General features: G+C 51.5%; 13 protein-coding genes. 7 read left to right on the forward strand and 6 right to left on the reverse strand.

Annotated features, from left to right (window positions below; translation table 11 throughout):
- Positions 1-27: 27 nt before the first annotated feature.
- The 5 genes from GA0071314_RS04130 (at position 28) to phnE (ending at position 4,425) form a co-directional block, all read left to right on the forward strand.
- A complete protein-coding gene (locus GA0071314_RS04130) occupies positions 28-495 on the forward strand; it encodes an S-ribosylhomocysteine lyase (protein WP_074395446.1) in 468 nt (155 codons plus the stop codon).
- Positions 496-756: 261 nt separating this feature from the next.
- Positions 757-1,764 (forward strand): porin, encoded by a 1,008-nt coding sequence (locus GA0071314_RS04135; protein ID WP_074395447.1) that lies wholly within the window; start codon positions 757-759, stop codon positions 1,762-1,764.
- A 26-nt stretch (positions 1,765-1,790) separates the two neighbouring features.
- Positions 1,791-2,672, forward strand: a complete 882-nt coding sequence (gene phnD / locus GA0071314_RS04140) for a phosphate/phosphite/phosphonate ABC transporter substrate-binding protein (RefSeq protein ID WP_074395448.1) — start codon at positions 1,791-1,793, stop codon at positions 2,670-2,672.
- Between the two features lie 135 nt (positions 2,673-2,807).
- Positions 2,808-3,611, forward strand: a complete 804-nt coding sequence (gene phnC / locus GA0071314_RS04145) for a phosphonate ABC transporter ATP-binding protein (protein WP_074395449.1) — start codon at positions 2,808-2,810, stop codon at positions 3,609-3,611.
- A gap of 13 nt (positions 3,612-3,624) precedes the next feature.
- Complete coding sequence (gene phnE / locus GA0071314_RS04150; protein ID WP_074395450.1) at positions 3,625-4,425, forward strand: phosphonate ABC transporter, permease protein PhnE; 801 nt, start codon at positions 3,625-3,627, stop codon at positions 4,423-4,425.
- Between the two features lie 60 nt (positions 4,426-4,485).
- On the opposite strand, the gene GA0071314_RS04155 is transcribed toward phnE, so the two are convergent.
- On the reverse strand, positions 4,486-6,450 hold the full coding sequence (locus GA0071314_RS04155) for a diguanylate cyclase (RefSeq protein ID WP_074395451.1): 1,965 nt from the start codon (positions 6,448-6,450) through the stop codon (positions 4,486-4,488).
- Between the two features lie 214 nt (positions 6,451-6,664).
- Between GA0071314_RS04155 and GA0071314_RS04160 the strand changes: the two genes are divergently transcribed.
- Both GA0071314_RS04160 and GA0071314_RS04165 read left to right on the forward strand, forming a co-directional pair.
- Positions 6,665-7,717 (forward strand): CNNM domain-containing protein, encoded by a 1,053-nt coding sequence (locus tag GA0071314_RS04160; RefSeq protein WP_074395452.1) that lies wholly within the window; start codon positions 6,665-6,667, stop codon positions 7,715-7,717.
- 170 nt (positions 7,718-7,887) lie between these two features.
- Positions 7,888-8,538: a peroxiredoxin gene (locus GA0071314_RS04165; protein WP_074395453.1), complete on the forward strand. Its 651-nt coding sequence runs from the start codon at positions 7,888-7,890 to the stop codon at positions 8,536-8,538.
- Positions 8,539-8,600: 62 nt separating this feature from the next.
- On the opposite strand, the gene GA0071314_RS04170 is transcribed toward GA0071314_RS04165, so the two are convergent.
- The 5 genes from GA0071314_RS04170 to GA0071314_RS04190 form a co-directional block, all read right to left on the reverse strand.
- The gene (locus GA0071314_RS04170) at positions 8,601-9,875 is read right to left on the reverse strand and encodes a methyl-accepting chemotaxis protein (RefSeq protein ID WP_331710471.1); all 1,275 of its coding nucleotides are present in this window, start codon (positions 9,873-9,875) and stop codon (positions 8,601-8,603) included.
- Between the two features lie 195 nt (positions 9,876-10,070).
- The gene (locus GA0071314_RS04175; RefSeq protein WP_231896509.1) at positions 10,071-10,727 is read right to left on the reverse strand and encodes a DUF3047 domain-containing protein; all 657 of its coding nucleotides are present in this window, start codon (positions 10,725-10,727) and stop codon (positions 10,071-10,073) included.
- 10 nt (positions 10,728-10,737) lie between these two features.
- Entirely contained in the window at positions 10,738-10,938 is a 201-nt protein-coding gene (locus GA0071314_RS04180; RefSeq protein WP_074395455.1) for a zf-HC2 domain-containing protein, read from the reverse strand.
- A 10-nt stretch (positions 10,939-10,948) separates the two neighbouring features.
- Positions 10,949-11,521, reverse strand: coding sequence for a sigma-70 family RNA polymerase sigma factor (locus GA0071314_RS04185; protein ID WP_074395456.1), 573 nt, complete (start codon positions 11,519-11,521; stop codon positions 10,949-10,951).
- Between the two features lie 55 nt (positions 11,522-11,576).
- Positions 11,577-11,777 (reverse strand): hypothetical protein, encoded by a 201-nt coding sequence (locus GA0071314_RS04190; protein WP_197668827.1) that lies wholly within the window; start codon positions 11,775-11,777, stop codon positions 11,577-11,579.
- Positions 11,778-11,905 lie beyond the last annotated feature (128 nt).

Genomic DNA, 11,905 nt, shown 5'->3' on the forward strand with positions numbered 1-11,905 from the left:
GAACATGCAAAACGGAGAGGTGCCAACATGGCCGAGCAAAAAATGAACGTCGAAAGCTTTAACCTGGACCATACCAAGGTAAAAGCGCCCTACATCCGTTTAGCTGATGTCAAAGAAGGCCAGAACGGTGATCGTATTCATAAGTACGACCTGCGTATTTGCCAGCCTAATAAAGGCCATATGGACATGCCAGCGCTGCATTCGTTGGAGCACCTGTTGGCCGAGAAGTCGCGCAACCACTCCGACAAAGTGGTGGACATCAGCCCGATGGGCTGCCAGACAGGCTTCTACATCGCGATGATCAACCACGATGACTACGATGATGTGGTTTCCATTGTTGAGAAAACGCTCAACGATGTGTTGGAAGCCACCGAAGTACCCGCCTGCAACGAAATGCAGTGCGGCTGGGCGGCAAGCCACAGCCTAGAAGGCGCGCAGGAACTTGCGAAAGGCCTGCTGGCCAAACGCAGTGAGTGGACTCAAGTGTTTGCATAATACTTTTCAAGTAAAGCATTAAAGAACGCCGAGCCTTTTTAATAGGCTCGGCGTTTTTATTTAAGTGTAATTTTTCATTAATTAATATGTAGGATAGTTGTGTTAATGGCTTTTTTTGGTGTTTTTTAATTTTTATATAAATGTAATTTTAGGGAAATGCTTCGTTCATTTTTAACCTTCAATATGTTCCTCGAACTCGCTGGGTTCAATACCTTTAAATGAAGAAGTTTTGACTTCTGCGGTCGATATTCTGGGGAACTTATGAAATATCTTTTTTCCAAGCTCGCACTTGTAGCGGCTGTTGCGGCTGCCACCACCACTGCCCAAGCAGAAACCTTTGAAGTGAGTGATAAGACAACACTCTCACTCTTTGGTGCCATCGAATTAAAGTACAACACCGCCGATGAAATATCCGATACCGATGGTTCTACAGAAAGCACATCGGGCTATGAAGATAATGGTTCTAGCATCGGGTTTGGTGCCGTGCATCGTTTCGACAATGGAATGTCAGGTTACGCTGAAATTGAATTTGAACATGATGCCAATGAATCTGGTGGCGATGTATTAACTGATAAAGCCTTTGCTGGGTTAATTGGTGACTTCGGTGAAGTACGCGCCGGGCGCTTCGATAGTATTTACACCAACGCCTTCTACGATTTGGTCGATCCCTTTGAAACGGCCAGCTTGAGTGAAGAGTCGGTGATGGAGGAGGACAACCTGATTGCCTACTTCAGTCCCGATTTTAACGGCTTCACGTTCGAGTTACAGGCACGTGTACGCGGCGACCGTGAAAGTGACTCAGGCGAAGATGAAACGGGGTTGGCAGGCGTCGTCAAATACAGTGCTGATAACTGGGCGGTTCATGCCGGTGTTGATGATCGTGGTGCCGAGGAGCAGGAAGTTAACGGTGAGTGGGTCACTGAAGAGCCGGTATATGGCCTTGGGGCTTCCGTTGCGCTAACCGAAACCCTGGATGCCGCCGCGCGCATGAGCGTTCAAGAGAACCTGGAAGGCTCTTCTGAGGGTGACGACACCACCTTCTACGGCGCTTCGCTTAACTATAACTACGGTCAGGGTAGTGTCTACGGTGCCATGCAGCAGGTCGATCCGGACGAAGGTGATGATCGTACCGAGTTTGCCGCCGGTGTTAATTACGACGTGGTTGAGAACCTGGTCGTCTACAGCGAATACGGTAGCTACGATCCGGCTGACGATGCCGTTGGCGATATCGACACGCAGTTTGAAGTCGGCGCGATCTACGAATTTTAATTGCCTATCAACCAGGAGATAGTTCCATGCGACAAACGTTAATTGCCCTGGCAACCACTGCTGCGGCCTCGATGCTGGCAACGACTTCGGTTCAAGCCAATGACGATCTCAGCAACGTATGCCCCAATCCTATTCGCATGGCGGATACCGGGATTGAAGGCATGGGACCTTTGGAAGAGGCATTCGGCCCCTTTGCAGAAACATTTGAAGAAACCACTGGGCTTGAGTTGGAAATGTTTAGTCTCAGTAACCGCACGGCAGCAGGCAACGCGCTGCAGTATGACGACGTAGATCTCGTTTTTGGCGGCCCGTCCGAGTTCGTGCTGTTCGAGCGTGAAGGCGACATCGAAATTCTTTTTGCCATTGAGCGCCCTCACTACGGCAGCAGCTTTTTTGTACCCGCTGATAGCGACATCAAGTCGCTTGAAGATCTGGAAGGCAAGCGGGTTGCGCTTAAAGATACCGGCTCAACCAGCGGCCACATCTTCCCCAGCAAAATGTTGGTGGATGCTGGACTAGACCTTGAGCGTGATATGGAAATCATCATGGCAGGCGATGCCCGCATTGCCGCTTTGGTAAATGGTGATGTTGATGCCATGGGTGGCGGCAACCGTGATATTGAAGAAATCGAGGCCATGGACCCGGAAGGTGAATACCGCGTTATTGCCGAAAGTGATGTGTTGCCCGGTGACCCGGTCATCATGCGCGGCTCCCTTGCAGAGGAATGCAAAACAGCGCTTCGCGACACGCTCGAAGCTAACGCCGACGAGCTCTGGGACGCACTGATTTCTACCGAGCGTAATGAAGATAAGTTCCTTAATCGTGATTCTTCAATGGGTTTTGGACGCACTTCTGAAGACTACGAAGTGATTCGCGAAGCTTATGAAGCGGCGGGTATTGACCTCTAATCGGTATTGATCCGTATCTGTAAAAGTAGTTTCTCGCTTACTGTTTCTTTATGGCACATGGAAGTGCCATTTTTAATTTTAGGCGGTAGAGAAGCGATCGCTTAATAGTATTGTAGTATGCAAAGAGGTACCGCAATGAGCGTCATCAATGTGAGTGGATTGCAAAAGCACTATGGCACTACCCATGTATTAAGGGGTATTGATTTTTCAATAGAGGAAGGCGAATGCGTTATTTTATTAGGTGCTAACGGCTGCGGTAAGTCAACATTGATACGCTGTTTGAATGGCTTGACTAAACCCGATGCAGGTGAAATTAAAGTTAATGAAACGTCACTTGATAGTTTGTCTAAAAAAGAGTTGCGAAATGTACGCCGTCGTGTGGGTGTTGTGTTTCAACAGTTTAATTTGGTTCAAAACGTGAGTGTTTTTCAAAATGTATTAAACGGCGCGATGGGCGAAAAGCGGTTTGGATTACTGCAAACGTTATCACCCCTGGCCAGTGATGATATGCGCACTCGAGCAATGAGCTGTTTAGCCCGTGTTGGGCTTGAAGATAAAGCGGGCTCAAACTGTCGGCAGCTTTCCGGTGGGCAGCAACAGCGAGTCGCCATTGCCCGTACCCTCATGCAAAACGCCGACATTGTTATTGCCGACGAACCGGTTGCCAGCTTGGATCCAAAAGCCGGCGGCGAAATCATGGATCTTTTAATAGAAGTCGTTCAAGAGCACAAGCTCACCGTTCTGTGCTCTCTTCACCAGCTAGAGCTTGCCAGTGCTTATGGTGACAGAATCTTAGGGATGAAGGCTGGCCGCATTGAGCTTGACGAGCCGCGCACCTCCATCAATATCGAAACCATGCGGCAACTTTACCAAGGCGACGTAAGAGTCGACAGCCAGACACGACAATCGTCCGTTGAGCAAGCTGTCACAGCGGCCTGAGGGGAATTTTTCCATGCAATCTAAGCGTTTTATGGCAAATATGCCGCCACGTTTTCGAGCGCCTTCCCCTTTTGCGTGGGGATTGGCGATTATTTTCATCGCGTTATTCGTTCAGGGAGTAATGGCGACAGAGATCACCCTGGAAAGGCTATTGAAGGGGGCAGTGAACCTCGCTCACTTTATTGGCCGTGCGTTCCCGCCTAACCCTAAAGACTTGGATACCATTGCTTGGGCGATGTTTGAAACGCTCAATATTGCGATCGTGGGAGTGGTTGTAGGCGTCATTCTGAGCTTACCGTTTGCCCTGTTGGCGGCGCGCAATACCACGCCATCGCCATGGGTACGTAATGTGGTCAAGCTAATGATTGCCACCATGAGGACTATTCCAGACCTTATCTGGGCGCTGATTTTTGTTGTTGCCGTAGGTCTGGGGCCAATGGCTGGGGTATTGGCGATTATGATCGATACCATTGGTTTTGCCGCTCGTTTTTTCTCTGAGCGGATCGAGGAAGTTCACCCAGGCCCCTCAGATGCGCTAACCGCCACGGGGGCAGGGCGTCTTTCTGTTATTGGTGGCGCGATTTTGCCCGAAACCTTTGCTTCGATGACGGCGACAAGTCTTTATAGCGTTGAAAAAGCGCTGCGTTCTGCCGTGACGCTGGGGTTGGTAGGGGCGGGTGGCATCGGCGTGGAACTTGCTGCTGCCATGCGGTTGTTCAATTATGATGAGGCGCTCACCATTATCCTGGTGATTTTGGTGATGGTAATAGCCTTTGAACAGCTTTCAGCGATGATACGTAAGCGGGTGATCTAATGAGCAGCGACGCTAAACGCTTCCAGCACCGGTAAAGCCCAAAGCAGAGCGTTGGAGCGGTTAATTTTCCTTGATCACAATGCGATTGCGCCCGGTCTCTTTGGCTTCGTAAAGGCCGGTATCGGCACGTTTAAGTGCCGCCTTAAGCGTGGTTTCCTGAGGCGAGATATGGGTCACCCCGAAAGAAGCAGTAATGTGCAGCGTCTGCTTACCGCCTTCATGCTCGATCGGCACGTGCGTGTTCTCAATAGTGGCTCGTATGCGTTCCGCGATTTGCGATGCTTGGGCAATCGCGGTGTTGGGCAACAGAATGGCGAATTCTTCGCCGCCTACTCGGCATAGCAAATCTTCCTGGCGTAATAGCCCCATCATCACGTGGGTAAAGTGCTTTAGTACTTCATCGCCGGCATCGTGTCCGTATTCGTCATTGATAAGTTTGAAGTGGTCGATATCAATGGCGATAAGGGAGAGTGGTGTGTTGTGTCTAAGCCCGCGAGACATTTCAATCGCAGCTTGGGCCTGCAAGTAGCGGCGGTTGAAAACCCCGGTCAACGGGTCAGTCATCGCTTGGGCACGCAACTTTTCTTCCAGTTGCTTGCGCTCGGTAAGATCGAACACGGTAGCCCTTGAGTGGATAAAGCGCCCCTTGTGCCGATAACCCGACGCATGGATCACCACGTGGCGGCAGCCTCCGTCGCGGGTGGTGAGGGTGCATTCTGCTTCGTCTTGTTTGCCGTTTTTGACGTTAGCAAAGGCCGTATCAAAAGCGTCACGCGTATCAGGGGAGATTACCTCCCGATAGTGACGCCGGTCGATGACGTCATTAGCTGAGTAACCGAGCCAGTTCAGCTCGGTCTGGTTCATTTTGATGACGATGCCGTCTTCATTAAGCGAATGGTAGCCACAGGGTGCGTTTTCGTATAAATCGCGCACTTCAGCGGCCTGTCGTTGGGTATTATTACGAAGCTTGCGTTGTTGATGGCTGCTAAACGCCCAATAAACACCGAAAGCCACAGCCGTGGCGTAAATAAGCCCCAAAAACCACAGCACGGTGGTTTCTTGCTTGAATAATGATTTCCAACTGGGCGTTGGTAGGCTCACGCCAAGCACCCAAGGCAAGTTATCGCTGTCGCTAAATATACGCCCGGCCAAGCCCGAGTAGCGTTGTGTGCGTATATCTTCTGTTTGAAAGCCCAGCAAGTGGTTATCGAAGGTCACATAGCCTTCATCTTGGCGTCTGATTAACGGCCATGACTCGCCGGCAGCGCTTGCGAAATTATCACCAAACGAAATATGTGGGAATTGCTGGGTGTCCTGGGTCAGTAACCATCGTCCCTGGGCGTCTACCAGTAGCACGCTAGCCTTGGGATCAATCTGCATGGACTGATAGAGCGAGCGGGTAAGGTGCTGCCAATTAAGACTGAGCAGCACGACCCCTTGACGTTCACCCGCTGCATCGAAAATGGGGGTGGTGACATTAACCACGGGAATCATTTCCCCGCTTAACAGCTCATACTGCAAGTTGCGCCCTGGTGGCGATATATATATGTCTCGTTGAAATAGTTCATTGGCTCCTTTGAAGTAATCGGTGTGGGCGTGGTTGTGGTAGCCAAAGCGCGGGTCGGTTTTAGCTCCTTGGGGGGCGCGCAATACTTCGTTGCCCTGGTTATCGATCAGTACAAGCTTGCTGTAGCGGGGGGAATGGCTGATTAATGTGCTTAAAAACGTGGCCAACTGAGATGGGTCTCTATGCGACAACAAGTGATCAATACTTGGTGGTTGAGAGGATAACTGTTGCTGGAGGGTCGGCATTTCTGAGATGGCCAGCGCGTAGTTAAGTGTTTCATTGATGTCGCGGACTAAGGCATCTTCTCCAACCCTTAAAACAGCCTTTGCCTCCGCCTGAATACCGTTCAGGCGCGTCTCCATGTGCATATGCAGCACAGGTAATAAAGTGGACGTTACCAGGATAAGTGGAAGGGTCACGGCCAATAACAAGCGAAGGTAGAGGCGAGGCAAAGTCAATCGCAAGTTGTCCTGTGTCTGGGGAGGCCCTACGTACGATGGCAAGGCTGCTAGTATAGGCGTCAAAGGTCAGGGGAAATATAGATGTGGCATCGTCTTTGAGGGGTTGAACCAACGCAGCGTCAACTGTCCTTACGCCGATGCGCTAGATCGCCATTGACATTGATATACCGTGCCCCTATAAACTCCTGACCACCCATTATCTTAGGCTCTCATGGCTCTTCTCATTACAATTGCCGTACTTTCTATCGGGATTTCTTTTCTGTGTTCTATTTTGGAGGCGGCGTTACTGTCTGTTACGCCTAGCTTCATTGCCAAGCAGAAAGAAGAACAGCCCAAGCTGCACGCATCGTTAACCAAACTGAAAGACAACATCGACCGTCCGTTGGCGGCCATTCTGACGCTTAATACCATTGCGCATACCGTGGGCGCGACCGCTGTGGGTGCCCAGGCAGCCGTTGTATTTGGCGAGTCTTCCATCGGCGTTGTGTCAGCGGTTATGACCATGCTGATTTTGGTACTCTCCGAGATTATTCCCAAAACGCTGGGCGCCACCTACTGGCGAGGCATCTCTCCGATGTTGCCGCGCTTGTTGAATATTATGATCATTATATTGCTGCCGTTTATCTGGATGTCAGAAATGATCACGCGCCGGTTGGGTAAGTCGGAACACGACGTGGATCTGCGCGACGAAATTAAGGTGCTTGCGCGGGTGGGGCTGGAAGAAAAGGTGCTGGACGCCGATGAGGCGCGCACCATCACCAATATGCTTAACCTGCACGATATTCCCGTTAATGATGCAATGACACCACGTACCGTCTGCCAAACGGTATTGCCGCACCTCACCGTGGCAGAATTTGATGAAACCTACGGCGATGCGCCCTTTACCCGCTTCCCGGTGATGGATAACGGCGAACAAGCCTTTGGCTATGTGCATAAGGCGGATATGTACCATGCAGACGAAACCAAAACGATGAAGGAGCTGATGCATCCCATCGCCAGCGTGGATGTTTCACACAATGTTGAGCAAGTGTTTGCCTCAATGCTGCACGACCGGCTGCACATGCGTGTAATTTACGATGAACATGGCACCTTTGTTGGGTTGATCACCCTGGAAGATATTATCGAAACGATACTCGGTCAGGATATTGTTGATGAAACCGATAATGTCGATAACCTGCGAAGCTACGCCAAGCAGGTGTGGTTGAAACGGGTCAAACGAGAAAGAAAGGAAGAGGCCAAGCCGAATACGCCCGATAACGCTTAAGCATAACGGTACTTACCACCATCGACGGCCCTTGGTTTGATAGCCGGGCGTTTTGGTATGATGTTAGTGAGAGCGATTTCCCTGTTGGCTTGCTTAGTACTTTATGTTCTATAGTGAAGGGTCTGAAAGACACATAAAGCATTAGGGCTTTGGCCCAACAGGAGGAAAGCATGTCACTACGTATCAATGCAGTGGTTCCCGATTTCGAAGCCGAGACCAGCCAGGGACCGATTCGCTTCCATGAGTGGATTGGCGATAGCTGGGCGATCCTGTTTTCTCATCCCAAAGACTTTACTCCCGTTTGCACCACCGAGTTTGGTGCCGTTGCCACGCTAAGCGATGAGTGGAAGAAGCGCGATACCAAGGTGCTCGGGGTGTCAGTGGATGGCGTGGAAGACCACAAACGCTGGGGCGACGACATTAAAACCGTCAGCGGCAGCGATGTGGATTTCCCGATCATTGCCGACGACGGGCTGGCCGTCTCTAAGCTTTACGACATGTTGCCGGAAGACGCCTACCTGCCGGATGGCCGAACCCCCGCCGACAGCGCCACAGTGCGTTCAGTATTTATCATCGGGCCGGATAAGCAACTCAAACTGTCGATGACCTATCCGATGACCGTCGGGCGTAACTTTGCTGAAATTCTGCGTGCCTTGGACGCATTACAAGCCACGGCCAAGCACGGCGTCGCAACACCGGCTGACTGGACCGTCGGTCAGGACGTGATTATTCCGCCCAGCGTGTCTGATGAAGACGCCAAGCAAAAATTTGGCGAATACGAGACGATTCTGCCGTATTTGCGTAAAACCACTTTGCGCTAAATGCTGCCAAGAGGTAAATCAAGCCCGCTTTTACGCGGGCTTTTTGCGCTTAGGCTGAGCGGCTAACTTGAGGTCTCAAGGGCAAGCTGCTCAATGGACTGGGAGACATTGCGCGAGCCGCTGAGTATCTCGTTAACAATCTTTTCTATTTCGGTAACGCTGGTTTGGCTGGACTTGCCCTGTTCGATCACCCGCTGCATGGTTTGCGTGGTACGGGCTACCAGATCGGTATTGTCTTTCAGCACGCGGGTAATTTCCTCCACAGCATTGCTGGAACCCTTGGCCAAAAGGCGGACTTCATTGGCCACTACCGCAAACCCCTTGCCCTGTTCACCCGCTCTGGCGGCTTCCACGGCGGCGTTGAGTGAAAGCAAGTTGGTTTGGTTGGCGATATTGGCAATGGCCTCGGTAATGGTGTTGATACTCTTTGCCTGTTCGGTAAGCGCAGATACCAACTGCTGAGCCTCCGCAAGCGCCTGAGCGGACTGTTGGGCGTCGTCTATCACTTTTTGCAAATGATTGAGTCCGCTTTGGGCAATCTGTTCGGTTTGAGTGGACGTGCTTTGCGCCGAGACCACGGCGCGTTTGGCACCTTCTGCCTCTGCCACTGAGCGGGTAATGTCGGTGGCAAACTTCACCACTGTTACTACGCGGCCATTGGCGTCTTGAATCGGATTATAGGTGGCCTCTAACCAAACGCGTTGGCCCTGGGCGTTGCGACGTTCAAATTTGCCTTGCTTATAATCGCCTGCTGCCAGCTCGTCCCAGAAATGTGGGTGAGCCTGATAAAACGTGGGCGGACAAAACATTTCATGATGCGCGCCCACAATCTCCGCTTCACGGTACCCCATGGCCGCCTCAAAGTTAGCGTTCGCCCGGCGTATAACGCCTTCAGGGGAAAATTCGATAACCGCCATAGAGCTGTTAAGTGCCTGAAGTACAGCGTCTTTATGCGCGGCTTGTTGGTGTTTGGCGGTGATGTCATTGGCTACTTTGAACACGCCGATCACACGACCTCGGCGGTTATGAATGGGAAAGTAAGTGGCTTCCAACCAGATTTCCTCGCCCTGGGAATTGATTCGCTTGAACGTCCCTTGACGGCTTTCTCCCTCGCCCAGCGCCTGCCAAAAAGCGCTGTACGCCCTGGTATTGGCGTCTTCTTCAGCGCAAAACATGCGATGGTGCTGGCCTTTGATGTCATCAAATGTGTAGCCCACCGCCGCCAAGAAACGCTCGCTAGCGTCGGTAATCGTGCCGTTAGGGGTAAAAGCAATGCAGGCAGTGTGGTGCATCAAGGCACGTCGATGAGCGTTATTACTGTTATTGAATATCATCATTGTCAATCCCGGTATGTGCTGATTCGCCTGGAGGAAGTGGGCGTTATAAGTTTATTTCTTGTATAAATCCTATACAAGAAATAATCAACAGATATTTTTTGTATGCTTATTTTCTGTTGATGCGACCAATAGCGCATACCTGCCAATATGCAGACGTTACGAAAGCGAGATTGGGGGAGACTCAATAGACAGTTTCTAGGGGCAGTGGGGTGTTTTGTTATCTGCTGAGAACCCCATCTGGCTGAACCAGGCTGTGGCGTTGCTGCCTGAGTTGTCGCCGTCGCTCATCAAGGCGACGCCGTCGATGGTTGTCACCGACGCATCAAACAGGGCGGCAAAATCGGCACGGACATCGCGTACCTCGGCGACCCATTCGCCCACCTTCGAGGTCCCGCCTTGCAGGGCCATCAGTTCGGCGCGGTCGGTAAATGCATTGGTCCAGGTGCTGCCTGCGTCCTGCGTCGATGACCAGACATAGTTGACGGATTGAACTTGCCAAGGCAACAGGCCTGTCTTGCGCGCCACATAGACGCGAGCAGGGTAGTCGTCGCCCGCCTTGGTGGTCTCGTTGAGCCCTTGATAGGTGGTGTCAACCTGCCAGCACCAATGCAGGTAGGGTGTTTCATCGAGGTTGATTTCGCGCTCCAGATAGCGGGCAGATGCCTGGCCCTGCGACTGGGCTTCAAGCACCTCGGTGCCGTCTTTCTCGACAATCCTGTAGCGCGTCTCACCGTCAAAGCTGCGGGTGGGCCAGGACATGATTTGATTGGGTGTTAACGAGATATCCGCCATTGCCAAACTGCTGAAGATCAGTGAGCCAACGATAACCACAGCGCCTTTAAGTGGACGCATAGCGTGACTCCTAGTCATCGGTTGTCGGTGGCGTTTTCAACGCAGCAGGATGGTGTTCACCAATGGTGTGCAGCAGATCGAACTGACGCGCGCAAGCCCGGCAGGGACCACACATGGAAAGATGAAAACGTAGCGCTGTTCTTTCCCGAAAGGTGAGCGCTCTGTCTTGCTTTAGTGACATCAAGCGTGTGGCTTCACGGCACATCATCATGGCAGACTCCTCAACGGCTTAACCAGTCACGTCCCAGACACTCCCGCAAGCGTAACCGTGCACGGTGTAAGATAACCCAACAATTTGTTTCCGTAATGCCGATTTCCTTACAGATGTCATCAGTCGAAAGCCCCATTAATTCACGCAATGCAAATACCCGCGCGATGGTATCCGGTAAGGCGAGTAAACAGGCATCAAATACCTGCCAGAAGCGTTCATTTTCTAATACATGTTCTGGCTCACCCCAGGCGCTAGGCCGAGCGGCGGGCTGCCAATGGCCATTGTGCTGAAATAATCGATCAAGCGTGTCGTCGTCCATATCCTGATCGATAGGATGCCAAGTTCCCTGGCGACGCTGCTGACGAAGTTGATCAAGAAGCTTGAATTTTAAAATGCCAAACACCCAGGTTTCGAATTCAGAGCGACCCTCAAAAGAGGCGCGCTTTTCAAACGCTGTCAGCATGGCGTCTTGAACGATGTCTTCCGCAAGAGAAGCGTCGCGCAGTTGCAAACGCGCAAAGGCAACGAGTCGGGGGCGTAGTGCCGTGAAGTGCGTGGCCGCTTGATCAGCAGTGAAAGACACATTCTTCCCTTACGTTTTGCGATCTCCCCAAGTGGGGCCTGGGGAGACCGGTTGGTTAAACGGACGCTTCCCACGGGCTTAGGCGGGTTTTGGCATAAATGCTATCCAGTGTCAGATAGGCTTCGAGTAGGATGGGTGGCTCCGCCATTATGGCAAATATATTGGGTAGAAAACCCATCTTCTTTTCTGCTGCTTGAAGTTTTTCCTGTGCGGCTTTCGGCGCGCTATTGACGGTATGTAACTGAAAATCGGTCATTCCAACTTCCTTCGGGTTGAGCAAAGTGTGATACGCCTTTGGCTGCATTGCGACTCAATAATTATGGAACAAACAGTTCAAAAGTAACACTATCGATTTTCCAACGCCGGTACCAACAAGCTGGAGTG

It is taken from the genome of Halomonas sp. HL-93, from assembly GCF_900086985.1.
In the GTDB taxonomy this organism is placed as follows: domain Bacteria; phylum Pseudomonadota; class Gammaproteobacteria; order Pseudomonadales; family Halomonadaceae; genus Vreelandella.